Raw genomic sequence first — 26,297 nt, forward strand, 5'->3', positions numbered from 1 at the left:
CGATGGCTGACAGTAACGGCAAGATGAACGGCGGTCCCGCCATCAACGGCCGCGCCTATCCGATCGAGGATCACAAATACGACGTCGTGGTCGTCGGCGCCGGCGGCTCGGGCCTGCGCGCCGTCGTCGGCTGCTCGGAAGCGGGCCTGCGCACCGCCTGTATCTCCAAGGTGTTCCCGACGCGCTCGCACACCGTCGCGGCGCAAGGCGGCATCGCCGCCGCCCTCGGCAACATGAGCGAGGACGACTGGCGCTGGCACATGTACGACACGGTCAAGGGCTCCGACTGGCTCGGCGACCAGGACTCGATCGAATACATGTGCCGCAACGCGCCGGCCGCCGTGTACGAGCTTGAGCATTGGGGCCTGCCGTTCTCGCGTCGCGAGGAAGACGGCAAGATCTACCAGCGTCCGTTCGGCGGCATGACCACGCATTACGGCAAGGGCACCGCGCAGCGCACCTGCGCCGCCGCCGACCGCACCGGCCACGCCATGCTGCACACGATGTACGGCCAGGCGCTGCGCCACAATGCCGAGTTCTACATTGAATATTTCGCCATCGACCTGATCATGGACAGCGAGGGCCGCTGCCGCGGTGTCATCGCGCTGAACATGGACGACGGCACCATCCACCGCTTCACCGCCAACCAGACCATCCTGGCGACCGGCGGCTACGGCCGCGCCTACTTCTCCTGCACCTCGGCGCACATCTGTACCGGCGACGGTGGCGGCATGGTGCTGCGCGCCGGCCTGCCGCTGCAGGACATGGAATTCGTGCAGTTCCATCCGACCGGCATCTATCCGGCCGGCTGCCTGATCACCGAAGGTTCGCGCGGCGAAGGCGGCTATCTCACCAATTCCGAGGGCGAGCGCTTCATGGAGCGTTACGCGCCGTCGGCCAAGGACCTCGCTTCGCGCGACGTGGTCTCACGCTCCATGACCATGGAAATCCGCGAGGGCCGCGGCGTTGGCAAGGACAAGGACCATATCTACCTGCACCTCGATCATCTCGACCCTGCCGTACTCGCCGAGCGCCTGCCCGGCATTTCCGAAACCGCGCGCATCTTCGCCGGTGTCGACGTGACGCGCGAGCCGATCCCGGTGCTGCCGACCGTGCACTACAACATGGGCGGCATCGCCACGAACTATCATGGCGAAGCGGTGACGCTGAAGAACGGCAATCCTGACACCGTGATCCCCGGCCTGATGGCGCTCGGCGAAGCCGGCTGCGTCTCGGTGCACGGCGCCAACCGCCTCGGCTCCAACTCGCTGATCGACCTCGTCGTGTTCGGCCGCGCCGCGGCGCTCCGCTGCGCCGAGATCCTCAAGCCCGGCGAGGAGCAGCCGGACCTGCCGAAGGATTCAGCCGACTTCGCACTGTCGCGCCTCGACAAATTCCGCCACGCTTCCGGCGGCACGCCGACCGCGCAGCTCCGTCTCAACATGCAGCGCGTGATGCAGAACAACTGCGCCGTCTTCCGCACTGGCGAGGTGCTGGCGGAAGGCACCAAGCTCATCCACGACGTCTACAACAGCATGCCGGATGTGAAAGTCAGCGACCGTTCGCTGATCTGGAACTCCGACCTGATCGAGACGCTCGAGCTCGACAATCTGATCATGCAGGCCACGGTCACCATGGAGTCGGCCAATAACCGCACCGAGAGCCGCGGCGGCCATGCGCGCGAGGATTTCCCCGAGCGCGACGACAAGAACTGGATGAAACACACGCTGTCGTGGATGGACGAAAAGGGCAACGTGAAGATCGATTATCGCCCCGTGCACACTTACACGCTGACGAACGATGTGTCCTACGTCGAACCGAAAGCGCGCGTTTACTAGCTGCTTAGCGAAATCAGGATCCTCGACATGGTCGAAATCACGCTGCCGAAGAACTCCAAGGTCGAAGAAGGCAAGACGTGGGAACGCACGTCGCACGCCACGCATCTGACCGAGTTCAAAATCTATCGCTGGAACCCGGATGACGGCGCCAATCCGCACGTCGACACCTATTACGTCGACCGCGACAATTGCGGACCGATGGTTCTCGACGCCCTTATCTGGATCAAGAACAACATCGATCCGACGCTGACCTTCCGTCGCTCCTGCCGCGAAGGCGTCTGCGGCTCGTGCGCGATGAACATCGACGGCACCAACACTTTGGCCTGCACCAAGGCAATGGACGACGCCAAGGCGCCGATCAAGATCTACCCGCTGCCGCATCAGCCGGTGGTCAAGGACCTCGTCCCGGACCTGAAGAACTTCTACGCGCAATACGCCTCGATCGAACCGTGGCTGCACACGGTAACGCCGGCGCCGGAGAAGGAATGGCGGCAGAGCCACGAGGAGCGCGCCAAGCTCGACGGCATGTACGAGTGCATCCTGTGCGCCTGCTGCTCGACCTCATGCCCGAGCTATTGGTGGAATTCGGACCGCTATCTCGGCCCCGCGGCGCTGCTTCAGGCCAACCGCTGGGTTCAGGATTCGCGGGACGAAGCGACCGGCGACCGCCTCGACAATCTCGAGGATCCGTTCCGTCTCTATCGCTGCCACACCATCCTGAACTGCTCCAAGGCCTGCCCGAAAGGGCTCAACCCGGCCAAGCAGATCGCGCAGCTCAAGAAGGCGATGGTCGACCGGCAGGTGTGAGGCTTCCTCCAGACCTCTGTAAAATGGCGCCGGCAACGGCGCCTTTTTATTTGCGGATGACACAGCCAGGCGCGTCACGCTAAGTCGATCCTATGGATGAACCTGCTCTCGATTTCTCCGGTGTCACGCTGTCTCCGCAGAAGGAGACGGTGCGCGCCTTTTACAAAGACATGTGGGATCACGCCGACAAGAGCCTGATCCCGCGGATATTTCACGAGGGCTTCACGTTCCGCGGCTCGCTCGGCCCGGTGCTGGTCGGCCATGAGCAATTCGCCGGCTATGTCGACTATGTCACCGGTGCCTTCGACAAATACACGACCGACATCATCGCGATGATCGAGGAAGGCGATCGGGTCAGCGGCAAGATGCGTTTCCACGGCCTGCATCGCAAAGAGATATTCGGCGTGCCGCCGAGCGGCCGCCACGTGTGGTGGACCGGCATGCCGATCTTTACTTTTGACGGCCCGAAAGTGCGCGATCTCTATGTTCTTGGTGACATTTTCGGCCTGATCGGCCGGCTGAAGGATAATGCAGCCTGAGGCTATAGTTCGTTTTTATTACAACTTTTGCTTGCTTCGGTTGTAGACCCACTTGTAGCCTTCCGCCGTCGGGGCGGGGGTACGATCGTGGTGCGTAGGATCATCCGGCAAGGCGGATGGGCTGTGGCGTTAGCGTGTGCCGCGTGCGCCATGCCTGATTCAAAACTCCCGGACCTGCCCAAAGACATCGTGGCGGCGGAGCAGCGCGCGCAGCAGATCGCCCAGCTGCGCAAATATTACAGCGAGCGGCACCGCGTCGATTCCGTCGCCTTCCGTATCCGCACCGCCAATGTCGCCGATTGCAAAGACCGCATTGCCGCCCAGATCGGGCTCACGGCCGCGACGCCGCGCAGCCTGCCGCGTCGGTATCAGTCCTACATCAGCGAAGCGCTGAGCATCGGCTGGAGCCGGCCAACCGCGATTTCCGTCGTCGAGGGTTCGCCCGCCGCGAAAGCGGGCCTCGCTGCCGGCGACGAGATCATCGCGCTCAACGGCGAACTCATTCCGACATGGGGCACGGCCAACTGGATGTGGCGCAAGATTGCCGAGAAGGGCACCGATCCGGTTCGGCTTGACGTCCGGCGCGACGGTGTCGATCGCACGGTCACGGTGACCCCGGAGATGGGCTGCTCCATCCCGGTCGAGTATCATGTCGATGAAACGATCAATGCGTCCGCATCCGATTTGAAAATCGTGATCAACTCGGGCTTCCTGGCACTGACCCAGACAGATGCCGAGCTGGCCATGGTCATCGGCCATGAGCTGGCCCACTCCAATCTCGGCCATCTCGACAAGCAGCGCTGGAACACGCTTCTCGGCGCGGCGGCAGGCGCGGCGATCGATATCGGCATCCAGGCCGGCGGCGTATCGACTGGCGGCGCCTTTCGCCGGCAATTCGGCGGACTGGGATCGTTGGCTTATAGCGCCAGTTTCGAACGCGAAGCCGATTATGTTGGCACTTATTACGCAGCTCGCGCAGGCTACGACACCAAAGGTACCGAGGACATCTGGCGGCGCATGGCCTTTGTCCACCCGCACAGCATCCTCAACGCCAGGACCCATCCGATCACGGCGGTGCGTTTCGTGCAGATTCAGAAAACCACGGCCGAGATCGAGGACAAGAGGCGCAAGGGGCTGCCGTTGAAGCCGGCGCTGAAAACTCTTGCCAGCGCATCTTCGGCGCAAGCGGCGGCCGAAGAAATCGCACAGCGATGATCGAGTTTATTTGCAGCCTTTCTCGCTGAAGCAGATGGTCTGCAATTCCGGCCACGGCTTGTAGGCCGCCTTGCCGCACTGCTCGGGCTTTGCGTCGATCAACTGAGTGAGATGCCCGCCGTAGAAGAAGCCGATGCGATCCTTGATACCGGTATATTCGCGGTTCATGTTGCGCGAATTGCTGCGCACACAAACGGCATAGCGCTGTTCGCGGCTACCCTGCGTCAGGAACGGCTCGGTGATGAATGCGTCGCGAATATTGGTCGGATCGTCGAGCTCTTTCTGCAGCGTGTAGATGATCTCGGTCTTGTAGTCCTTCGGGAACAGGTTCGGATCGGGCTCGGCATTTTTCTTGCCGTCACCCGAACAGGCTGCAAGTCCCGCCAACGCCAAAACAAGAGCGATGGCGGACGTTCCGAAGTGCGGTTTGCTGGCGCCGTGCATGACTTCGATCTCCCGCAACTTTAGCCGTGGCGTCCCGGCGTCCAGCCATGATGCACCAAATTACGCTCACCGGCCGATACGCCGATCGGCTCCAGGGTCGTTGCCATGGAGTCGTTCCATCGATTGAGGTAGCCGAAGAGCGCAACGACGCCGATAATTTCGACGATTTCGTCGTCGGTCCAGTGCCGTTTCAGCGCCTGCGCAATTTCGGGCGTGACGCCGTTGGGTACACTGGCTGCAGCGAGCGCAAAGTCGAAGGCTGCCTTCTCGGCATCGGTGAACAGCGAACTATTCGCATAATCGTAGATCGCATTCATGCGCTCTGGGGTCGATCCGAAACGCTCGGCCGCAAGGATGGTATGGGCCTGGCAGTAGCGGCAGCCTGCGGCCTGCGAGGCAACAAAGCCAATCAACCGCTTCTGCTCGGCCGTGACCCGGCCGAGATTTTCCATCACCGCCTTGTTCAGCTCGGTGAAGGCGCGGGCGATTTTGGGCCTCCGCTGCATGGTCAGCACGCTGTTCGGCACGGTGCCGAGCGGGCCACGAAAGAACTGGATCAGATCGATCAGCTCCGGGTCGTGATCTTCGGGCAACGGATCGACCAGCGGCATCGGCTATTCACCCTTCAGGCTGCGCTTGCGCTGACCGAGCGTGCGCAGGCGCAGCGCGTTGAGCTTGATAAAGCCTTCGGCGTCCTTCTGGTCGTAAGCGCCCTTGTCGTCCTCGAAGGTGACGAGCGTCGAGGAATAGAGCGACGCCGGGCTCTCGCGACCGGTGACGATGACATTGCCCTTATAGAGCTTGAGCCGCACCGTGCCCTCGACGGCTTCCTGCGACTTGTCGATCAGCGCCTGCAGCATTTCGCGCTCCGGCGAGAACCAGAAACCGTTATAGATGAGTTCCGAATAGCGCGGCATCAGCTCATCCTTGAGATGCGCGGCGCCGCGATCGAGCGTGATCGATTCGATGGCGCGATGCGCCTGCAGCAGAATGGTGCCGCCGGGGGTTTCATAGACGCCGCGCGACTTCATGCCGACGAAACGGTTCTCGACCAGATCTAGCCGACCGATACCGTTATCGTGGCCGTATTTGTTCAGCTCGGCGAGTAGCGTTGCCGGCGACATTGCCTTGCCGTTGAGACTGACGGCATCGCCGCGCTTGAAGCCGATCGAAATTTCGGTCGGCTTGTCGGGCGCTTCCATCGGCGAAATGGTGCGCTGATAGACGATCGAAGGCGCTTCCTTGGCCGGGTCTTCCAGTACCTTGCCTTCGGACGAGGAGTGCAACAGATTGGCATCGACCGAGAACGGCGCCTCGCCTTCTTTGTCCTTGGTAATGGTGATCTGGTTGTCGCGCGCGAAGTTCAACAGCTCGTCGCGGCCCTTGAAGGTCCATTCCCGCCACGGCGCGATGATCTTGATCGACGGGTCGAGCGCGTAATAGCCGAGTTCGAACCGGACCTGGTCGTTGCCCTTGCCGGTGGCGCCGTGACAGACGGCGTCGGCACCGACTTGGTGCGCGATCTCGATCTGACGCTTCGCGATCAGCGGCCGCGCGATCGAGGTGCCGAGCAGATACTGGCCTTCATAGACGGTATTGGCACGGAACATCGGATAGACGAAGTCGCGGACGAATTCCTCGCGCAGATCGTCGATGAAGATGTTCTCGGGCTTGATGCCGGCGCGCAGCGCCTTCTCGCGCGCGGGGCCAAGCTCCTCGCCCTGGCCGAGATCGGCGGTGAAGGTGACGACCTCGGCGCCGTAGGTGGTCTGCAGCCACTTGAGGATGATCGAGGTGTCGAGACCGCCGGAATAGGCCAGAACGACCTTCTTGATGTCCCGCTTCTTGCCGTCGCTCGCCATACGCATTGCCTATCGTGGATAAGGCCGGCGCGTGGAGCAACCAGCCGAAATGAAGGATTGGCGCGGACTATAGGGCGCTTGCCGCAAGGCGCAAGCGATGAGCGTACGGGACAGGCTCCAGCAGCACGTCCGCTGACACCCTCGCAACATATTGATATTAAAAGGCTTTGCGGCTAGTCGGTAACGTCCTGAAAGACGTCCATTTCCGCCGAGCCGGCCAGCAGCGTACGCCAGCCCTGCAGAAAGCCGCGCACCATCGGATCGCTGGAGATCTTCTGCCGGTTGAGTTCGAGGGCGGCATTTGCCTCATACTCGACCTCGATCACGAACTGCGCCGGATCGTCGACATTCTGCAAAAAGCGGACCTGGGCGCCACCGAGGGCGCGGTAGAAGGGGGCGGTGCTCTTCACCAGAGACAGAACCTGCGCAGGATCGCCGAGCGCCCTGATCTTCATTTGCAGGACGCGGTGCAGGGTTTCCTGCTCTTCCGCCATCGACGCCTCCGACGCTCAAGCGGCACGTCTTGCCGCCATCGGCACTGTAGGCCAATCGGCGCGCAATACCAGTGCGCGTGGCGCAAGTCACCACCAGCCGGAGCGGCGCTTGACCTTGGGATCGTCGTTGGCCTCGGTCGGCGGGCCGGCGATCTCGGTCGCGACACGGTAACCGAACCAGTTCGTCATGCGGCGCCAGCGTGCGGAGAAGCGTTCGAGGCGACGTTCGGAAGCTTCTTCGCTGAGGCGCGTCGACGGCCAGCGGAAGATCACCGCATAAGCGAGCCAGATGATCAAGAACGTGAAGACGCCGGCAAAGATTGCGTCGCTGGCGAAATGGCCGCCGGCCATGATGCGCACAATGGCCATACCGGTGCCGAGCACCAGCGCGGCGCCGACCGCGACAGCGCGATACGGCGGCGGCACCAGCACTGCCGGTGCAATCGTCCACACCGCGCCCGCCACGTCACCCGACACGAACGCGCAATTGCTGCCGCAGCCGCCGCGCGGATCCCACCATGGCGTAAATATCTCGCTGCCGCCCAATTGCGGCACGTCGATCGGCCGCGACCGGCTCCAGCCTTCTTTCAACACCACGTTGACAAGGAGGCCCGGACCAAGCGCCATGGTCACGGCCAGGAACAGCACGGCGCGCCCCGACACGAGCGAGCGGCGCTTGGGAAACACCAGCTTGAAGCCGAGCGCAAGCAACGCACCAACCATAATAATGGTGCCGACCCAGAGGCCAGCATCGCGCGCGATCATCAGCGGCGGATAGATTCGCCAGCCGAAATGGTTACCGTTGATCGTGTGCTCATAAAACACGCGCGAGATGGCGATATCGAGCTCAGGGAACAGGCCGAACACCAGCCCGGCCACGACGCCGATGCCGAGCGCGATGTAAAGTCCGGTTCTGCCCATGAGCCTGCTCATCGCCGCAGGCTGTAGCCGAGACCGCCGAAAATGGAAAGTCGCCGCCCACCCCTCTATAATGAGCCATCATGACGCAGCAGCCATCGCTCGATTTCTGGTTCGAGTTCGCCTCGACCTACTCCTATCCAGCCGCGGCACGCATCGGCCGCCTCGCGCAAGCACGTGGCGTGGCGTTGCGCTGGCGGCCTTTTCTGCTGGGGCCGGTGTTCAAGCAGAACGGTTGGACCACCTCGCCCTTCAACCTCTATCCGGCCAAGGGCCGCTATATGTGGCGCGACCTCGACCGCATCTGCGGAGCGCTCGGGCTGCCTTTCTCAGAGCCGCCGCAATTTCCGCAGAACACGATCCTGCCGGCCCGCGTCGCGCTCATCGCTTTTGACGAAGGTTGGGGCGAGGCCTTCACCAACGCGGTCTATCGCGCGCAGTTCGGAGACAGAAAGAATATCGGCGAGCAGGAGACGGTCGCTTCGATCGTTCGCGACCTGGGCAAGTCCCCCGATGATGTCATAGCGCGGGCGCAATCCGACGCCACCAAGCTGCGCCTGCGCGAGCAGACCGACGAAGCGATCAGCCTGGGCATCTTCGGCGCGCCGAGCTTCATCACCGCGGATGGCGAGCTGTTCTGGGGCAATGATCGATTGGAAGATGCGCTGGACTGGGCGCTTTCGCGCACGCCGCGCTAGGCACGCTCGCGCCAGCGCCCGGCATTGCGGCCGGCGAGCAGCCAGTAGACCAGCCCGAACACCGCGCCAGCGGCGGCGGCGATCTGCAGATCGTGCGACACGACCGGCGGCGGATGGTCGATCGACTCTTCATAGGATGGCGGCGCAAAGCCGGCACCGTAATAGCCAAGCATCAGCATCGCCACGCCGCCGAGCATGTTGAGCGCGAGCGAGCGGATCTTGAAGGTCTCGCCGAGCGCGATGAGGATGAGCATCGGCAGGATGCTCACCGCGCCTGTGCCGGTCGCGCCGATGAAGGCCGTGCCCCAGAAGAACACGCGCTCGACCGGATCGCCGGAAACGCTGCTCCACTGCGTGCCGAGAAGGCCGAAGGCAATGGCAATGCCTGCCGCCATGCTGGCGAGGACGACGGCGAAAAAGATGACGAAGATGCGGCCAATCATTGCCATTAGTTTTTCTTGCGCATGATCTTGTCCGAAAACCGGTTCCCACTTTTCGGGATCATGCGCTTACTCATCCGTCATCGCCATGGCGCGCAGCGCCATGCGCTCGCGCGCGGAGAGCTTTTCGGTCGCGCTCTTGAGTTGGCCGCAGGCAGCGAGAATATCGCGGCCACGCGGCGTGCGCACCGGCGAGGCATAGCCGGCATCGAACACGACCTGCGAGAATTTCTCGATCTGCTCCCAATCCGAACACTCGTACTTCGTGCCGGGCCAGGGATTGAACGGGATGAGATTGATCTTGGCCGGAATGCCTTTGAGCAGCTTGATCAGCGCCTTGGCGTCGGCGATGGAATCGTTGACGCCCTTGAGCATCACATATTCGAACGTGATGCGCTTGGCGTTCGACGCACCGGGATAGTTGCGGCACGCTTCCATCAGTTCGGCGATCGGATATTTGCGGTTGAGCGGCACGAGTTCGTTGCGCAGCTCGTCGCGCACGGCGTGCAGCGAGATCGCCAGCATGCAACCGATTTCGGCGCCGGCTTTGACGATGTTCGGCACAACGCCGGAGGTTGACAAGGTGATGCGGCGCTTGGAAATGCCGATGCCGTCGCCATCCGACATGATCAGCAGCGCGTCGCGCACCGCGTCGAAATTATAAAGCGGCTCGCCCATGCCCATCATGACGATATTGGTGACGCAGCGCTCGCCGGAGGGAATGACACCGTCGGTGGGGCGGGTACCCCCCGGCCAGTCACCCAGACGGTCACGCGCGGCCAGCACCTGACCGACGATCTCGCCAGCGGTGAGATTGCGCACCAGACGTTGCGTGCCGGTATGGCAGAAGGCGCAGGTCAGCGTGCAACCAACCTGGCTCGAAACACAGAGCGTGCCGCGCTCGGTGTCGGGGATGTAGACGCACTCGACATCGTGTGGCAGCTTGGAATCCTTGTCGCCCGGCAGCCGCAGCAGCCATTTGCGCGTGCCATCGACCGAGACCTGCTCGGCGATCACTTCGGGGCGGTCGACCGTGTAGCGCTCGGCGAGCTTCGTGCGCAGCTCCTTCGACATCGACGTCATGTCGTCGAAAGAAGTGACGCCGCGGAAATAGGTCCAGTGCCAGAACTGCTGGGCGCGCATCTTGCGCTGCGCCGGCGGCACGCCGAGTTCGCCGAACACATCGGCGAGCTGCGCCCGCGACAGGCCGACCAGCGACGGCTTGTCCGGCGCGACATAGGCCTCGAGCGGCGTCTTTTCGACGAAACCGGCGGGGGCAGTGGTTTGAACCAAACTCATCACATCTCACTGGCAGCAGTTGAGTGCCGAGCGTTGCCGCTTGCGCACTTTGCCCTCTCCCCTTGGGGGAGAGGGTGGCGAGCGCAGAGCGATAGCGCGCGCGAGCCGGGAGAGGGGTTAAGAAATCAGGTCAGCAACCCCTCTCCCGCCCTCGCATCGCTCGGGCACCCTCTCCCCGTTGGGGAGAGGGGAAAGAGGCGCCGAGCGACGCCTTATATAATCACGGGCGCTGCTATTTACACTCCGCCGCGACCTTGTCGAGGGCGTCGGCGATGCCCCGTAGCGAGTAGGTATCAGTGGTCTTGGTGCCGCGCCCGGACTCGCTTTTTACGACCAGCGTCGAGCCCTTGCGCATGGCGTCCACCATCTGGCCCTCTTCGCCGGCGTTCTTGACCCAGGCGCCGTCGTTCTGCGTGTACAGCACGAACGATCGGGCATCGACGGTCGCGCTAGCGTCGTGATTGGGCTTCTGCGGATAGCCGACGATCAGCGACACCTCGTTCGTCACCTTTTCGGACGGGCGAGTGGAAACGAAGGCATAGGACGCATCACGATTGCGGCCGGCGGGGTCGGTCACGGCGGAGGTGGGCTTCGACAGGGCGAAGCAGACCTTCTTGCCGCCCGGGGTCGCCGTATAGGCTCCCCAATCGCCGAACTGGCCGAGCAATACGGCCTGTTCCGCAGGGTCCTTCTTCTGGGCAAGCGCTGGATTCATGGAGATTGCGACCAACGCCGCGGTGGCGGCGGTCAGGACAATCGCGGGGCTTGGGTGTTTCATTCTCTTCGGGCCCTACCGTTTGAATGGAACGACGCGTGGCACGCCGCCTCAATTTCAGGGAGATATCAACCGCCTAGGGGTCAATATCGGCATAGTGAAGGCACCAAATCGCCTTCTTTGCCCACCTTACCCAGCAAAGGTTAATGGGGCCATGCCCTCGAAATGTGCAGGTATTCGGGTCTGCAGACCGGGCCGTGCTAGAGAAATGCTTACCCCAGGCCAACACGGACGCCCATGAAAGCCCTGCTCTGCACCCATTACGGAACTCCCGAGGAACTTCAACTGGCCGACCTGCCCGATCCTGTACCCCAGGCCGGCGAGATCGTGGTCCGCGTTAAGGCGGCGGCGCTGAACTTCTTCGATACGCTGATCATCCAGGGCAAGTACCAGACCAAGCCAGCCTTCCCCTTCTCGCCGTCGGCGGAATTCGCCGGCGTGGTCGAAAGCGTCGGCCCCGGCGTGAGCGACTTCAAGGCGGGCGACCGCGTGCTCGGCTTCACCGGTTATGGCGCGGCACGCGAATTGATCGCGGTGCCGGCGCAAGCGCTGACACCGATCCCCGATGAACTCGACTTCGATCGGGCCGCCGGCCTGTGCGTCACCTACGGCACCACGCTCTACGCTTTGAAGAACCGCGCGCACTTGAAACCCGGCGAAACGCTGGCGGTGCTCGGCGCGTCTGGCGGTGTCGGCCTGGCCGCGATCGAGATCGGCAAGCTCATGGGCGCGCGGGTGATCGCCTGCGCGTCGTCGCCGGAGAAACTCGACTTCGCGCGCAAACATGGCGCCGATGAAGGCATCGACTACGCGACGGAGAATCTCAAGGATGGGCTGCGCCGCGTGACGGGCGGCACAGGCGCCGATGTGATCTATGATCCGGTCGGCGGCGCTTATGCCGAAGCGGCGCTGCGCGGCATCGCCTGGGAAGGACGTTATCTGGTCATCGGTTTTGCCGCCGGCGACATCCCGAAAGTGCCGTTCAATCTGTATCTCCTGAAGAGCGCCAATGTGCTCGGCGTGTTCTGGGGCGCGTGGACCGAGCGCGATCCGGATGGGCACCGCGCCAACACCGCGCAATTGCTGAAATGGGCCGCCGAGGGGCATTTGTCGTCGCATGTCCATGCGGTCTATCCGCTGAGCGAGGCTGCCGCTGCGCTCAGGGCAATTGCGGAGCGCAAGGTGATGGGCAAAGTGATTTTGCGGCCTTGATCGAGTGCTCCGGATGCGCGTGTTTCATCGCCCCTGTTCTTGAAGGCCCGGGGCGGCCTGCCTTCCCTTCCGTTCCCCTCGGAGACGCCGAGGGGATGGAGCGCCGCGAGGCGCTCTTTTGATTTCGCGCCTTGCGGTGCGCGGTCTCTCCTTGCGATCGGAGAAACCCGCGCCCCACGGCGCTCCATCGCGGTGTCGTTACGACGACGGGCCGCGCTTCTGGCGGCTGATCCATCTTGCGATGGGTAGCGCTCACCATCAGCAAGCTCCTTGCAGGAGGTCATAGTGCCTCCGGCATAGCAGTTTGCTTTTGCGCAAACTGCGTAAACTTGTTTGCGCGTGCCCCGTCGTCGCCCGAGCCCGGAGGTTGCGTTACCTCCCCCGGCCGCGGGCACCGCGCCCTGCTCCGTCAAAAGGACGCCTCTAGATGACGCCCTCGGCCGAGCAGGACGACGAAAGCCTATAATGTCCTAGGAATAAGAGTCAAGGACTATTTTCTGACGAACCCCGGAGGACCGTAGCCCGGGTGAAGCCAACCGGTTGGCGCGAAGCGCCGCCCGGCGGCGCAACCCGGGAAGAAACCCTGCGCCGCACCCGGATTTCGCTGCGCTCCATCCGGGCTACGGGGACCGATAATTGCGAGATCAAGGTTATCGGGAAGGAGCTACCCGCGACGCGTGACGGCTCGACGGCCATCGATGCCCTTCGCAACTCCTGTCCAATCAACAAGGGGATTTTGCCGTGCGAGCTCAGCGGAAGCAGAATTGAATCGGCTCAAAGAATGCAAATCCATAGGGTCGCTGAAGGCAGCCCAGTTCGCATCGCTCGGCGCGTTTCTTGCGTCCGCGACAGTAATGCCGCACCCGACCGCTGGTTGGGTTGCCCCGTACAAATCCCTCAGAAGCTCCTCCGCATGCGTCATCAGGGCAACTTGTCCCTTCAACGCGGCCTCGGCGTTCATCACGGCGGTGTTGACGCGCGCCACCTCGTCAGAATGCCCGCCTACGGTGGTGTGCCACCCCGTCGGGTCGCGGCCAACGTGAAGCAGACAGCTTGTCGGTCCAATACGTTCAAGTATCATCGCGGTGATCGCCTCCGCGGTCTCGACCGTCGGCATGGCCGGATCTCCTATCGGTGCGAGATTAGCATGGCGGTTCTTGTCAGCGGCGGCAAGGGCACTGAGCGACCGACATAAAACGAACGAAGTAAGTGACGCACCGCCCGGTGGCACACCCGGTGAAGATACCATGCGCCGCTCCCGGATTTCGCTGCGCTTCATCCGGGCTACGAAAAAATTCGACGGAGCACGACGCTTTAAAGTCCGCCCATAGCAGACATTGTGGACGGTCTGGCAGTCTCCTACCTTGTCTGCAAGGAGGATCACTATGTCAGAACAAATCAACATGACTCATGATCAACTGGCGGAGTTAATCGCGAAAGACGTGCGGCGGCGCGCTCATTGCGAGGGCTTTTCTTCGATCGCGCTGTACCAGCTTAAGGATGGGCAGATTCCTGGGATAAATTGGAGCGAAGGGCCGATCAATTTTGGAACCGCAGATGAAGACGAGTGCGTTCGGGCATTGCGTGAAATCATTCCGCGAATGCAGAAGCAATATCGTCTCGTGGCGCGCTAACATTACGTGAGGCTCATGACAGCGCCCCCGGCTGGAGTAGAACGGAGCGAGCCTATAATATCCTAGGAATAAGAATCAAGGATTATTTTCTGACTGCCTTATCCCTCCCCGGCTTCGGGGAGGGTGGACGCGAGCGATAGCGAGCGGCCGGGTGGGGTCAGACGCCAACGCTGTTCCCCACCCGTCGCCGCGCTGATCGCGCGGCGCCACCCTCCCCTTTCAGGGGAGGGATAAAAGAAAAAACAAAAACCCCGCCGGACATGTCCGACGGGGCTTTGCATACCCAAAGGCCGCGATCGATCAGATCGCTTCCTTGAGGTCCTTGGCGGCGCGGAAGGCGACCTTCTTGGACGCCTTGATCTTGATCGCTTCGCCGGTCGCCGGGTTGCGGCCCATGCGGGCGGCGCGCTTGCGGACCTGAAGGATGCCGAGACCGGCGATCTTCACCCGCTCGCCCTTCTTGAGGTGCTTGGTGATCATCACGACCAGCTCGTCGAGCATCTCGACGCCCTGCTTCTTGGTGAGCTCGTGCTGCTCGGCCAAGGCGTAGGCGAGTTGTTTCAGGGTGACCGGCTTGGCAGCCTTCGGCTTCGCCGAGGCCGCGGGTTTCGTAGCCATAGATAAGCTCCTTAAAGCGCAAAATGCGCTGTTCGAAGCACTATGAGATTCGCCAGTTTTCGCAAGCGATTGAGCACGCAGGCGGCCGGATAATCACAGGAAGCTGCATTTTAGGCCCTTGGATAGGGCATTTTCGACACAGCTGTGGCCGTCAGGCCCGATGCCGCAAGGCTTTTTGGCGGTATGACGGCCGCGAAAATGCCGCCATCGGCCGGCCCCAAATCCGCCGCCGCTACCGGAAGAAGATGAAGGTGAGCAGCACGAACAGCGGCAGCAGGATCGCCCCCGACCACGCCATATAGCCGAAGAAGCTGGGCATCTTGATGCCGCGCTCCTCGCAGATCGACTTGACCATGAAGTTCGGCGCATTGCCGATATAGGTGTTGGCGCCCATGAACACCGCGCCCGCCGAGATCGCCAGCAGGGTGTGGAATAGCGGCCCCATCAGGACCTGGGCATCGCCGCCGGCGAGATTGAAGAACACCAGATAGGTCGGCGCATTGTCGAGGAAGCTCGACAGCGCTCCGGTGAGCCAGAAATAGGCGGCATTGATCGGCCGGCCATCGGGCCCGGTCACGAAGGCCAGAAGGGACGCCAGCGCGCCATCGTGTCCGGCGCGGAGGATCGCCAGCGCCGGAATGATGGTGATGAAGATGCCGGCGAACAGCAGCGCGACCTCCTGGATCGGTATCCAGGTGAATGCGTTTTCGATGCGGATGTTTCGCCGCGTCGTACGCAATGACATATAGGCAATCCCCAGCAGAATGAGGTCGCGCACCACGCCCTCCAGCGGCATGGCGTTGCCGAAGCCGACCGGCACCGCAATGCCGGGCTTCCAGACGCCACTGAACAGGACGGCGCCGACAATTCCGGCGAGATAGACGACATTGTGCACGCCTTCGATCTTGACCTCGCGCTCGGGCGGATGCGCGACGCGCCGGTGGCGTTCCTGATGCCAGAAATAGCTGTCGATGGCGTAGAACAGGGCGAGCAAGATCAAAGCCGACGTCGCCATCGGCGCAAACATCGCCTCGACGGTCCAGAGGAAATCGACGCCCTTGAGGAAGCCGAGAAACAGCGGCGGATCGCCGAGCGGCGTCAGCGAGCCGCCAATATTGGCGACCAGAAAAATAAAGAACACGAAGACGTGGATGTTGCGGTGCCGGTTCTTGTTGGCGACGATCAACGGACGGATCATCAGCATCGAAGCGCCGGTGGTGCCGACCACGCTGGCCAGCAGCGTGCCGATCGCGAGCATCGACGTGTTGGTCGCAGGATTGCCGGCGAGATTGCCGGCGACGCGCACGCCGCCCGCGACCACGAACAGCGAATAGACGAGAATGATGAAGGGCAGATATTCGAGCGCGGCGGTGTGCACCAGTTCCGTCGCCGTGATCAGGGCGCCGAACATGACCACGCAAGGGATGATGAACGTCGCCGCCCAGAAGGCGGATACCTTGCCGAAATGATGCTCCCAGAAATGCTGGGCGAGCAGCGGGAACAGCGCGATCGACAGCAGCATGCCGGCAAACGGCACGGCCCAGATCAGACCGAGCTGCGCGCCATCGAGATGCGCGCCTTCGGCCGCCAGTGCCGGGACTGACAAAGCCACGGACAACAGCGCGGCCAAAACGATCCGTTTCATGCATCCCCCCAACTGAGGGCGCTATTTCTGCCCGCAATAACAGGAGGAGGCAAGACCAGTTGGTCAATCCGGACGGGTGGCAATGAAGCGATCAGCCCGCCCTCATGGTGAGGAAGCGCCATAAGCGCGTTTACGCGCGTCTTCGACGCGCTATGGCGCCGTCTCGAACATCGGCAGTGGCAGGCTGGATTCCGGGCTCGCGTGCTGCGCACGCGCCCCGGAATGACGGAGGCTCCTTATTCGATCGCCTTGGCCCGGCGGCTGCTCTGCTGCAGCAGGCTGAGATTGCTCAGCACAAAGGTGTTGCCCGGATCGCGGCGCCGCGCCTCTTCGAGCTTCTTGAAGGCGCGCGCATTGTCGCCGCGCAGCATGTAGGAATAGCCCTGATTATTGAGAATCTGGATCTTGGGACCGGCGAGCGCGATCGCCTGCGCGTAGGCGCGGTCGGCCAGATCGAAGCGCTTGAGGTGATCGTAGGACGCGGCGAGATCGAGCCAGGCCTCGGCATCGTTCGGATGCTGTTCGACGGCGCGCCGGAAATGTTTCTCGGCCATGCCGTAATTGGCGGCGCGGAAGTAAGCCTTGCCGATCGACAGATCGTCGGCGGGGTTATCGCCGAGCAGCTTGCCCTGCGGCGTCGGCTCGCCGAACGGCGCTTCTGCTCCCTCCTGAGGCGCCGCGGCGAAAGCATCGGCACCGGATTTTGCGCCGGCATCCGCAAACGTGTCGCCGACCGTATTGCAGCCCGCAAGCAAAAGACCCATGCACGCCGCCAGCACGAGCCGGCTGAAAACCTGACGCATACAACCCCCGGGTAGTCTTAACCGATGACGCCCAGACTAGTTGACGCGAGTTAATGCTCCTCCCGGGAGGTGGCCCAAAATTACCAACGATTTTGCGTATTATTTTCCGGTCAGAAGTAACCGCCAGATGACAGTCGCACGATGACCGGCAGCAAAATGACAACGAACAGCACCGGGAAGATGCAGACCATCATCGGCACCGACAATTTCGCCGGCAGCGCATAGGCCTTCTCTTCGGCGCGTGCCATGCGCTTGTGCCGCATGTCGTCGGAGTAGACGCGCAAGGCGTCGGTAATCGAGGAGCCGAGATCAATCGACTGATTGATCAAGGTGGCGAAAGCGCGCGCTTCTTCGAGCGCCAACCGGTCGGCGAAACGTTCCAGCGCGTCCTTGAGATTGCGGCCGGCGCGGATTTCCAGATTGGTGATATGAATGTTGGCGCTGAGCGAAGGATAGCTTTCGCCCATTTCGCGGCAGACGCGCTCCAGCGACGCTTCCATCGACAGTCCGGCGTTGGAGCAGACCACCAGGAGATCGAGGAAGTCCGGGAAGCCGGCGCGGTGCTCCTCGGTGCGCGACGCGATGCGCTTGTCGATATAGATGCTGGGGCCAACATAGCCGGCGACGCCACCGACCATCACGGCGAGCCATTTCATCGAGCCCTGCAGCGGCCAGACGAAAGGCAGCAGGAAGAATGCCGCCGCGGCGAGCAGCACCGCGAGCACGGTGCGGCCGGCGAAGAACAGCGCGACGCCGCGCGCATCGTAAATGCCGGCCTGGATCAGGCGGCGGCGCAGCACCCGCATCGATTCCTCGTCGGCGGCATAATGCTTGTTGGTGTAATCGACGATGCGGCTGACCGCCTTGGCGCTGGAATGGCGCAGGGCGCGGCGCGGATTGCGCGGCGCATCCATGATGCGGGCATGGCGGCGCTTGACCGAGACGCGCGAGCGCATCACCGCCATGACGGCAAATGCCAAAGTGCCGGCGGCAAGGAACACGAGCAGCGTCAGCAGCAGGCTCTGGCTGTCGCGAAAGGTCCGGCCCAGCATGTCGGCGACGAAGGCCATAGGTCAGATCCTGAAATTGACCATGCGGAACATGATGAGATTGCCGACGCCCATCCAGAAGCCGGCAGCCGCCAGGCCGATCTTGGTCATCGGCTGGTGCCAGACGCTGGCATAGAAGTCCGGCACCATGAGCTGAATGACGAAGAACATCAGCACCGGCAGCGATGACAGGATCAGCGCCGAGGCGCGGCCTTCCGCGGCCAGCGCCTTGACCTTGCGCCGCATCTTGAAGCGCTGGCGGATGACGCCTGAAAGGTTCTCGAGGATCTCGCCGAGATTGCCGCCGGTCGAGGTCTGGATCGCAACAGCGGTGACGAACAAAGGCAGGTCGTCGGTGCCGACGCGGAAATAGAGATTGCGCATCGCGGTCTCTAAATCGGCGCCGTAGGTGATTTCGTCGCCGACGATGCCGAATTCCGAGCCGATCGGATCGGGCATTTCGCGGGCCACCATCGAGATCGCCACCGGCACCGGATGGCCGGCGCGGAGCGATCGCACGATGATGTCGAGGCCGTCGGCGAACTGCGCGCCGAACATTTTCTGGCGGCGCGCGCGCAGGAACTTCAGCACCAGGATCGGCAGTACGAAGATGGCGAACAAGGCGGCGAGCGCGGCGTAACCGACGTTACGCTCGAGGACGAGAACGCCGGCGAAGGCGCCGATGGCGCCAAGGCCGATGAAGAGGACGAGTTTGCCCAGCCCAATGCTCAGCCCGGATTGCAGCAGCAGGCGGTTGAGGTCGAAGAAATTGAACCGGTAGTCGCCGGCCGAGGTCAGGCCGCGCTCGCGGCGCAATTGCACGAGAACGCTTTCGCGATCGGCATTGGCCTCGACGACCTTGAGGCGGCGGTTGATGTTCTTGCGATACGAGCCGGCATTGTAGAAGACGAGATAGATGCCTTCGGCGAACATCGCCGCCGACAGGCCGATCATGACGTAGAAGAGATAGACGGGGTTGAGGTCGAACATTTACAGCGGCTTCGACGGATCGAAATAGGCGCCAGGCAAGGTCACGCCATGCGTAGCCAGTTCGGCGAGGAAGCGCGGGCGCACGCCGGTCGCCTGGAAATGACCTTCGACCGTGCCATCCGGTCCGGTGCCGGTGCGCACGAACTTGAAGATTTCCTGCATCTGGATGATGTCACCTTCGAGCCCCGTGATCTCGGCGATCGATGTGACCTTGCGCTTGCCGTCCGACTGGCGTGAGAGCTGCACGATCATCTGAACGGCATTGGCGATCTGGCCGCGGATCGAGGCCACCGTCATGGGCAGGCCGGCCATGCCGATCATCTGCTCGAGACGGGTGATGGCATCGCGCGGTGTGTTGGCGTGGATGGTCGCCATGGAGCCTTCGTGGCCGGTGTTCATGGCCTGCAACATGTCGAAGGCTTCCTCGCCGCGACACTCGCCGAGAATGATGCGGTCGGGGCGCATACGCAGCGCGTTCTTGACGAGATCGCGCTGGCGGATTTCGCCCTTGCCTTCGACGTTCGGCGGACGCGTTTCCATGCGCCCGACATGCGGCTGCTGCAATTGAAGTTCCGCGGCGTCCTCGATGGTGAGGAGGCGCTCCTTCTCCGAGATGAAGGCGGACAGCGCGTTCAGCATCGTGGTCTTGCCGGAGCCGGTGCCGCCGGAAATGATGGTGGAGATGCGCGCCTTGACCGCGGCGGCGAGCACCTCGGCCATTTGTGGGCGCAGCGCGCCGACCTCGACGAGCCGCGACAGGTCGAGCTTCTTCTTGGAGAATTTTCGAATCGACACCAGCGGCCCGTCGACCCCGATGGGCCGCACCGCGACGTTGACGCGCGAGCCGTCCTGCAGGCGCGCGTCGCAGAGCGGATGGCTTTCATCGACGCGGCGACCGACCGCGGAGACGATTTTATTGATGATGCGCAGCAGATGCTGCTCGTCCTTGAAGCGCACCGGCACCGCTTCGAGCATACCGCCGCGTTCAACGAAGACGCACTCATGGCCGTTAATGAGGATATCGGCGATCGACGGGTCTTTCAGCAGCGGTTCAAGCGGCCCGAGCCCGGTCATCTCGTCGAGAATCTCGGAAACGAAATCGGCCAGTTCCTGCTGGTTGAGCGCGAGACGCTCGGCCAGCACATATTGCGTCACCAGCCCCTGTACCTGGCCGCGGATTTCCTCCTCCGGCATCTTGTCCAGCGCCGACAGATTGATCTCCTCGATCAATTTGCGATGCAGGCGCACCTTGGCGTCGAGCAGCTTGGACGACAAAAGCGGATTAGGCGCGGGCTCGGCCGGTACGGGCGCCGCAGGCGGCACAATACTCGGCGAGGCGATGTTTGGTGCCGCGCTCGTCGAAGCGGCCTGCGGCGCGGCCACGGGCAACTCCGGCGCGGCGGATGGCGGCGATGGCGCGCGGCGCAGCGAAAAGCGTCCGGTCATGTCTTACCCCGCAGCCAACCGGAGCTTCTTCATCAGCGGCTTCACGCCGCCTTCGGCCTTCGGTGCGCCGATGACGATCTTCTTGAGTTCACCGACGATCTTGTTGCCCGGCTGCACCTCGTTGAGCGGCACGCCGCGGTCGATCGCCTCGCGCACCAGCGCGTAATCGTTCGGCAGCGTGTGGAGCGGCGTGTCACCGAGAGCGCGCGTCACGTCGGACAGGCGCAGGCCGGAATTGAACATCTTCTGCTGGAAGCGGTTGACGATGACATGCGGCGACGGAATGCCGGCGAGACGCTCCGTGATGGCGCCGACCAGTTGCTTGGTGTAGCGCAGGCCCGGCACGGTCGCCTCGGTGACGACATAGAGCTTGTTCGAGCCCATCAGCACGCTGTCGGTCCAGGAGAACCAGGTGCGCGGCATGTCGAACACGACATAGTCGAAATGCGCTGACACCAGATCGAGCAAACGGGTCACCACATCCGGATCGAATGAGTGCATCTCCGCCGGCCGGTTCGGCGCAGCCACCACCGCGAGACCGGACGGATGATAGGACAGCATCACTTCGAGCAATTGCCGGTCGAGGCGATCCGGGCGCGGTTCGATTTCCGCAAGGTTGAGCCGCGGCTCGAGGTCGAGATAGTCGGCGACGGCGCCGTGCTGGAAATCGAGATCGACGATGCAGACCGACGGCTTGGCGCGTGCCGGCGCACTCTCCAAGAGCAACAGCGCCGTCTGCACCGCCAGCATGGTAACGCCGGCGCCGCCGACGGCCGGAAGAAACGTGACGATTTGTGCTTCCTTGTGGCCCGCGCCTTCGGCGGGCTTCTTGCCGACACGTGCGCAGGTGCGCACCAGATCGAGGCCGGACACCGGCTTGACCAGGAAATCGGCGACGCGAAGCTGCATCAAGGTGCGCGCCAGATTGGCATCAAAACTTTCCGTCACAGCGACGACCGGCGGCCATGCGCCGGTGCGCGCGGTAAGCCGCGACAACGCGGCAAGTTCGTCGGCGCGACCAATATCGAGATCGACCACGACGACCGTGGCGTCCTCGATGGCAAGCGTGTCGGAGAGCGACGACAGCGTCCCGGTTTCGATGACGAGATCGATGGCGCCGGACGCACCGAAGGTGGCGCGCGCCATGGCGCCGAAATCGGCGTCAGGCGTGGCGATGACAACGCGGGTACGAGGGGATTGCGGAGGCGAAACGTGACGCATGGCGACTGGGCTTAACTCCTGGACTTACTTAACCGGTGCCGATTGCGCGTTCACGGTCGGGCCTAGCGGCGACGCATTCGGTGTCGTTGGTGCCGGCGGCGGCGCCACCGGATCGGACGACAGGCCCTTGGGAGTAATGACGCGGCCGGTGCGATAGCGCGTCATAGCGGTTTCCATCACCGCGCCATCGAAGGCGATATCGCGATTCGCGGCCGCGGCCGGCCATGGATCGACCATCTGCGTGACCTTGTTGCCCTGCACAGCATTGCCCGACTGCCACGACAGCGTGTCGTTGCGGTGGAGATATTCCGAGCAGCCGCCGAGCGCGATCAGCGACAACAGGGCGACGGGGCGGAGACGTTTACTGAATGGCGGCATTGGAGATCCATTTCGGCATGTCGAGCATGTGGCCACCGGCCGATGGCGCGGGCTCCGCGGCCGTGGCGACGCGCGGATCGGCCGACGCCGCCGGGTCGCGTTTGCCGGTGTTGGCGCGGCTGATTTCGGTTTTGCCCATCAAAAAGTAATCGGCATCGTTCGGCGGCCGGGTGTCGTCGGTCGGCGCTTTGATGGGATCGCCCGGCCGCGCCGGCCTGACGAGACGCGGCGTGACGATAATCACGAGGTCGGTCTCGTTACGCTGATAGGACTTCGACGAAAACAAAGTGCCGAGCACAGGTACCGAACCAACCCACGGCAATTGTTCGAGCGTGTTCTGCCCGTTGTTCTGCAACAGCCCGCCGATGACGAAGCTCTGGCCGTCGCGCAGTTCGACCGTGGTTGAGGCGCGGCGTACCGAGATCGCGGGCACCGATATGCCGGAGGCAACCGACACCGAATGCGTCGAGTCGATGGCGCTGACTTCCGGCTCGATCTTCATGTTGATCAGGCCGTGGCTCAGCACCGTCGGCGTAAAGGCAAGCCCAACACCATATTTCTTGTATTCCACCGTGACCGAGCCGAGCGTGCCAGCAACCGGGATCGGATATTCGCCGCCCGCCAGAAAGCTCGCCGTGTCACCCGACAGCGCAACCAGATTGGGCTCGGCCAGGCTGCGCGCGACACCCTTCGTCTCTAGGGCATTGATCATCATGTCGGTCGAAACGCCTCCGGCGACAAATCGCGCGACCATGAAGCCGAACGGCGAGCCTCCGGACAGAACACCGGCGGCGGTTGCAGCCGCAGATGACGTGATCGGCAGATTGTCCGAGGACTGGCGCGAGCCGATATTGGTCGTGCTGTTGCCACCGAACCGGTTCCACTGCACGCCGAGGTCACGGCCTGCGGTGCGCGAGATCTCGATGAAACGCACCTCGAGCATCACCTGCTGCGGCGACATCACCGAAATCGCATTGATGATGTCGGGGCCGAACTGACGCGCAATGGTTACGGCCTGATCGAGCGTGACCGCATCCGGCACTTCACCCGCCAGCATGATGCGGCCGTTGACGGCGGAAGCGCGCAGCCTGGCGTGCGGGAAGCGACGGCGCAGCTCGCTGACCAGGCGGGAGACGTCGTAGGTCACCTCGACGTCGTAGATGCCGACCAGCCGCTTCTGCTCGTCATAGATGGTGACGCGCGTGGTACCAATCTTCTTGCCGAGGATGGACAGGCTGCGGTCGGTCAGCGGATTGACATCGGCGACGTCCGGATCGCCGACGGCAATGTTGACGAAGCTAGCATTGGTGCGGACATCCAGCGACTTGCCGACGATGACCGAGACGTTGGAGGTACCCGCCAGTTCCACTTCGCCGGCCCGGCGCGGTGCCGCCTTGGCGTCGATGGCGGCGAGGAACAGGCTGGCGGCGAGCGCAACGGCGCAAGCCAAGACCAATTCGCGCATCACCTTGCGCCATGCGCCGTCGCGCAAGATCGGTTGCATGCGACTCGTCGCCATCCTTGCCACTCCGTTATACTCCTTCATCGTCAGCGTCCCGATGTGCCGGCCACAGCCCTGGCGGCGCGGTCAACCGCTTCAACCGGAACGGTGTAATCCTGCTTTGCCGCGGCGCGCGTGACCGACACGGTCACGGTCGCCGACGCGCCGGTATCGACCGTCGGTTCCGGCGACGACAAATCATTGAGTGTGATCTTGCGGGTGCGCACCTGCGCGGTCTCGCCGGCCTTGCGCAGCAACAGCGACAGGTTGCCCACGGTGGAGGCGAGCCAGACCTTCTGCGCTTCAACGGTGTCGACCTCGAGCGTCACCGACTTGGCGACCGCCGCCTTGGTGGCGCGCTCGTCGGCGCTCTGGTCAACCGCGAGGACGCGACGATTCTGCAACACGATCTCGGTGGTCGCCTGTCCCTTGTCGATCGAGCGCGTAAGGACAACATCGACATATTCGCCCGGCAGCACGAAGCCACCGACGCCTTCGACGTCGTTGACGCGGATGGTGACCGCCTTCATGCCGGGCTTGACCAGCGCCGATAATGTCGCGCGCTCGCCGGGGCCTGTGATCTTGACCCCGAGCACCGGCTCATGCGGCTCGACGGCGCTGAGCACGATCCGGCGGCCACCCTTGAGCACATCGCCGATCTTGGCGAACGAACCGGCCGGAGCCGATTCCGACGGCCATGGAACCTCCTGCAACATCGCCGCAGTCAGTTCGGTGCCGTAACGCAGCGGCTGTTTGGCGACGACAATGGTGCGTGCCGGCACCTGCGGGGCGACCGCCTCGACCTGGCGGCTGGCCTGATCGGTGAGCCACACCTGGGCGATGAAAACGGCAATGATGCCGAACAGCAGGGCAAAGCCGATCATCACGAGGGTACTTGCACGCATTAAACAAACCTCACCGCACGGGCCGAGCGATTATCTCGCATAAGCCACGGTAATCGTAGCGAGGTGTTGAATTACTAACGAGACGAAACCATCTAGCGCGGTGCTGAACGCCGCTTTGCGCGGCGCTGCGAGATTTACTTCAATTCTGCGAGAAATTTCCGCGCGTTTTCGTGAGGATGGATTTCGTTACTGCGCGAGACGCAGCTGCGACAAAGCCGTGCCAATTTGATTAAAAGTCGTGATCATCTGGTCGGCCGACGTCAGCAGAAAGAATTTGCTGCTGGTGCTGGCACAATCCTGAAGCACCGACTGGACCGGATCGTTTCCGGTGTTCACCTGCACCGCGTAGATGGTGATGTTCGCGGCCTTGATGTTATCGCAGGCCTTCTTCTGCCTATTGTCGATCGAGGACTGGCTCGAGTACCAGCGGTCCTGGGTATTGAGACCGTCGGTCAGAAGGATGATGACCTGATTGTATTGATAGTTGGAGTCGTATGCGGGGATGGTGAACGGCGATGCGGTCAGAGTCTGCCAACCCATCTGCAGGCCGATCGCCTGGTTGGTGTTGCCGGCGGGCTGCATCGCTTCGATCTTGGCCGACAACCCGGTCCAGTCATTGGACAGCTGCATCACCGATACCGGACACGATCCGTATTGCTCGGCCGGATACAACGTGCCGCCCGACACCGGCACATCGTTTGTGGTGTCGTAGTTCTGATCGCGGTCGGTAACGCAGCCGTTCCAGGTGTCATGCGCCGCCGGCGTCCAGACTTTGCCGTTATTCTCGCACGAGCTCTTCGATTTGTAGCTCGTATTGCTGCAGGTGCCGTTCCTGGCCTCCCACAAGGTCCAGTTGATCCAGCTCTGGTCGTATTTGTCGGCGCCGACATTTACGTCCTTGCTGAACGGTACGATCGAGACATAGACGTCTTCCGGCAGCAGCGCGGCGTTTTTGAGCTGGGTCAGCAGATTCTGGCTCGCGGCCTTGAGCGCGGTCATCTTTCCGGAGCTCGACATCGAGCCCGTGTTGTCGAGCACCAACGCGACGCGCAAGCGCGTCTCGCCCCAGGTCGACGTCGCGGCAGCGGCGATGTCTATATCGCCGTAGCCGAGAATGCCGAGCACATTGGTCTTCAGCGTCGCGGTGGCGTTGAGGGCAAGCTTGGAACCCGCGGTGCCGGTGTAGCTCGCAGTGACGACGATGTCGCGCGCCTGCGTGCTCGTGAACAGGGCATTGAAGTAATTCGAGGCCGCGGCCTGCAGATCGGCGGCGCTCTGCGTCGCCGCGGTCTTCGACATCGCGAGCGCGGTGGCATCGAGCGCGGTCTGAAAGGCGGTGCGCGCGGCGTTCGCCTGGCTATAGTCGATGGCGACACCAACGCTGCCGATCAGCGGCACAGCAAGCATCGCCATCATCGGCGCGACGTTGCCGCGTCGATCCCTCAGAAACCTCGAAAACATAGCGAGCCCCCGAAAATGCCGGTCGGAGAAGACCGGCCGCATGCCTAACGTTCGGCAAGACTTTCAGGTGCGTCTTGAAAAGCCGTAATGCGTTCGGCTTGGATA

The 26,297-nt window shown here is 62.8% G+C and carries 27 protein-coding genes; 7 read left to right on the forward strand and 20 right to left on the reverse strand.

The genetic code is table 11. The features are described 5' to 3' along the window. Positions 1-2: 2 nt before the first annotated feature. From sdhA to E8Q40_RS00110, 4 genes are all read left to right on the forward strand, one after another. Positions 3-1,838, forward strand: coding sequence for a succinate dehydrogenase flavoprotein subunit (gene sdhA, locus E8Q40_RS00095; RefSeq protein WP_137042475.1), 1,836 nt, complete (start codon positions 3-5; stop codon positions 1,836-1,838). A 27-nt stretch (positions 1,839-1,865) separates the two neighbouring features. Further along, entirely contained in the window at positions 1,866-2,645 is a 780-nt protein-coding gene (locus E8Q40_RS00100; RefSeq protein ID WP_137042476.1) for a succinate dehydrogenase iron-sulfur subunit, read from the forward strand. A gap of 92 nt (positions 2,646-2,737) precedes the next feature. Then, positions 2,738-3,184, forward strand: coding sequence for an ester cyclase (locus E8Q40_RS00105; protein WP_137042477.1), 447 nt, complete (start codon positions 2,738-2,740; stop codon positions 3,182-3,184). Positions 3,185-3,334: 150 nt separating this feature from the next. Beyond that, entirely contained in the window at positions 3,335-4,399 is a 1,065-nt protein-coding gene (locus tag E8Q40_RS00110) for a M48 family metallopeptidase (protein ID WP_137042478.1), read from the forward strand. Positions 4,400-4,405: 6 nt separating this feature from the next. Here E8Q40_RS00110 and E8Q40_RS00115 read toward each other — a convergent pair whose 3' ends face one another. From E8Q40_RS00115 to E8Q40_RS00135, 5 genes are all read right to left on the reverse strand, one after another. Then, positions 4,406-4,843: a hypothetical protein gene (locus E8Q40_RS00115; RefSeq protein ID WP_137042479.1), complete on the reverse strand. Its 438-nt coding sequence runs from the start codon at positions 4,841-4,843 to the stop codon at positions 4,406-4,408. Between the two features lie 20 nt (positions 4,844-4,863). Further along, the gene (locus E8Q40_RS00120) at positions 4,864-5,454 is read right to left on the reverse strand and encodes a carboxymuconolactone decarboxylase family protein (protein ID WP_137042480.1); all 591 of its coding nucleotides are present in this window, start codon (positions 5,452-5,454) and stop codon (positions 4,864-4,866) included. Positions 5,455-5,457: 3 nt separating this feature from the next. Continuing rightward, a complete protein-coding gene (locus E8Q40_RS00125) occupies positions 5,458-6,705 on the reverse strand; it encodes an argininosuccinate synthase (RefSeq protein WP_137042481.1) in 1,248 nt (415 codons plus the stop codon). 173 nt (positions 6,706-6,878) lie between these two features. Then, entirely contained in the window at positions 6,879-7,199 is a 321-nt protein-coding gene (locus E8Q40_RS00130) for a hypothetical protein (RefSeq protein ID WP_137042482.1), read from the reverse strand. 87 nt (positions 7,200-7,286) lie between these two features. Further along, on the reverse strand, positions 7,287-8,120 hold the full coding sequence (locus tag E8Q40_RS00135; protein WP_168197702.1) for a phosphatase PAP2 family protein: 834 nt from the start codon (positions 8,118-8,120) through the stop codon (positions 7,287-7,289). Between the two features lie 80 nt (positions 8,121-8,200). Here E8Q40_RS00135 and E8Q40_RS00140 point away from each other — a divergent pair, with 80 nt between their 5' ends. Continuing rightward, a complete protein-coding gene (locus tag E8Q40_RS00140) occupies positions 8,201-8,815 on the forward strand; it encodes a 2-hydroxychromene-2-carboxylate isomerase (protein ID WP_137042484.1) in 615 nt (204 codons plus the stop codon). Here the strand turns inward: E8Q40_RS00140 and E8Q40_RS00145 are convergent. The 3 genes from E8Q40_RS00145 to E8Q40_RS00155 all read right to left on the reverse strand — a co-directional run bounded on the left by E8Q40_RS00145 (position 8,812) and on the right by E8Q40_RS00155 (position 11,332). Continuing rightward, positions 8,812-9,264: a hypothetical protein gene (locus E8Q40_RS00145; protein WP_137042485.1), complete on the reverse strand. Its 453-nt coding sequence runs from the start codon at positions 9,262-9,264 to the stop codon at positions 8,812-8,814. The genes E8Q40_RS00140 and E8Q40_RS00145 overlap by 4 nt on opposite strands. Positions 9,265-9,324: 60 nt before the next feature. Continuing rightward, on the reverse strand, positions 9,325-10,554 hold the full coding sequence (rlmN, locus tag E8Q40_RS00150) for a 23S rRNA (adenine(2503)-C(2))-methyltransferase RlmN (protein WP_137042486.1): 1,230 nt from the start codon (positions 10,552-10,554) through the stop codon (positions 9,325-9,327). A gap of 232 nt (positions 10,555-10,786) precedes the next feature. After that, complete coding sequence (locus E8Q40_RS00155) at positions 10,787-11,332, reverse strand: invasion associated locus B family protein (RefSeq protein WP_370455217.1); 546 nt, start codon at positions 11,330-11,332, stop codon at positions 10,787-10,789. A 234-nt stretch (positions 11,333-11,566) separates the two neighbouring features. Between E8Q40_RS00155 and E8Q40_RS00160 the strand changes: the two genes are divergently transcribed. Then, positions 11,567-12,541 carry an NADPH:quinone oxidoreductase family protein gene (locus E8Q40_RS00160; RefSeq protein WP_137042487.1) on the forward strand — a complete coding sequence of 325 codons (975 nt, stop codon included), beginning with the start codon at positions 11,567-11,569 and terminating at the stop codon, positions 12,539-12,541. Positions 12,542-13,205: 664 nt separating this feature from the next. Here E8Q40_RS00160 and E8Q40_RS00165 read toward each other — a convergent pair. After that, positions 13,206-13,658: a hypothetical protein gene (locus E8Q40_RS00165; protein ID WP_137042488.1), complete on the reverse strand. Its 453-nt coding sequence runs from the start codon at positions 13,656-13,658 to the stop codon at positions 13,206-13,208. A gap of 268 nt (positions 13,659-13,926) precedes the next feature. On the opposite strand from E8Q40_RS00165, the gene E8Q40_RS00170 reads away from it, so the two are divergent. Continuing rightward, positions 13,927-14,175, forward strand: a complete 249-nt coding sequence (locus tag E8Q40_RS00170; protein WP_137042489.1) for a hypothetical protein — start codon at positions 13,927-13,929, stop codon at positions 14,173-14,175. A gap of 300 nt (positions 14,176-14,475) precedes the next feature. On the opposite strand, the gene E8Q40_RS00175 is transcribed toward E8Q40_RS00170, so the two are convergent. The 11 genes from E8Q40_RS00175 to E8Q40_RS00225 form a co-directional block, all read right to left on the reverse strand. Continuing rightward, positions 14,476-14,793, reverse strand: coding sequence for an HU family DNA-binding protein (locus tag E8Q40_RS00175; protein ID WP_137042490.1), 318 nt, complete (start codon positions 14,791-14,793; stop codon positions 14,476-14,478). A gap of 232 nt (positions 14,794-15,025) precedes the next feature. Further along, entirely contained in the window at positions 15,026-16,438 is a 1,413-nt protein-coding gene (locus E8Q40_RS00180; RefSeq protein ID WP_137042491.1) for a sodium:proton antiporter, read from the reverse strand. 236 nt (positions 16,439-16,674) lie between these two features. Beyond that, positions 16,675-17,241 carry a tetratricopeptide repeat protein gene (locus tag E8Q40_RS00185; protein WP_246662961.1) on the reverse strand — a complete coding sequence of 189 codons (567 nt, stop codon included), beginning with the start codon at positions 17,239-17,241 and terminating at the stop codon, positions 16,675-16,677. Between the two features lie 110 nt (positions 17,242-17,351). Then, on the reverse strand, positions 17,352-18,311 hold the full coding sequence (locus E8Q40_RS00190) for a type II secretion system F family protein (protein ID WP_137042492.1): 960 nt from the start codon (positions 18,309-18,311) through the stop codon (positions 17,352-17,354). Between the two features lie 3 nt (positions 18,312-18,314). After that, entirely contained in the window at positions 18,315-19,280 is a 966-nt protein-coding gene (locus E8Q40_RS00195) for a type II secretion system F family protein (protein WP_137042493.1), read from the reverse strand. Next, positions 19,281-20,726, reverse strand: coding sequence for a CpaF family protein (locus E8Q40_RS00200; protein ID WP_137042494.1), 1,446 nt, complete (start codon positions 20,724-20,726; stop codon positions 19,281-19,283). 3 nt (positions 20,727-20,729) lie between these two features. Next, positions 20,730-21,947, reverse strand: coding sequence for a response regulator (locus E8Q40_RS00205; RefSeq protein ID WP_137042495.1), 1,218 nt, complete (start codon positions 21,945-21,947; stop codon positions 20,730-20,732). 24 nt (positions 21,948-21,971) lie between these two features. Next, entirely contained in the window at positions 21,972-22,325 is a 354-nt protein-coding gene (locus E8Q40_RS00210; RefSeq protein WP_137042496.1) for a pilus assembly protein, read from the reverse strand. Next, entirely contained in the window at positions 22,309-23,844 is a 1,536-nt protein-coding gene (locus E8Q40_RS00215; protein WP_168197703.1) for a type II and III secretion system protein family protein, read from the reverse strand. Before E8Q40_RS00215 ends, E8Q40_RS00210 begins: the two co-directional genes overlap by 17 nt. Before the next feature lie 29 nt (positions 23,845-23,873). Further along, entirely contained in the window at positions 23,874-24,731 is an 858-nt protein-coding gene (cpaB, locus tag E8Q40_RS00220; protein WP_246662962.1) for a Flp pilus assembly protein CpaB, read from the reverse strand. Between the two features lie 186 nt (positions 24,732-24,917). Continuing rightward, positions 24,918-26,192: a VWA domain-containing protein gene (locus E8Q40_RS00225; RefSeq protein ID WP_137042498.1), complete on the reverse strand. Its 1,275-nt coding sequence runs from the start codon at positions 26,190-26,192 to the stop codon at positions 24,918-24,920. Between the last annotated feature and the right edge of the window lie 105 nt (positions 26,193-26,297).

This window comes from Pseudolabrys sp. FHR47, assembly GCF_005153485.1.
GTDB lineage: Bacteria > Pseudomonadota > Alphaproteobacteria > Rhizobiales > Xanthobacteraceae > Pseudolabrys.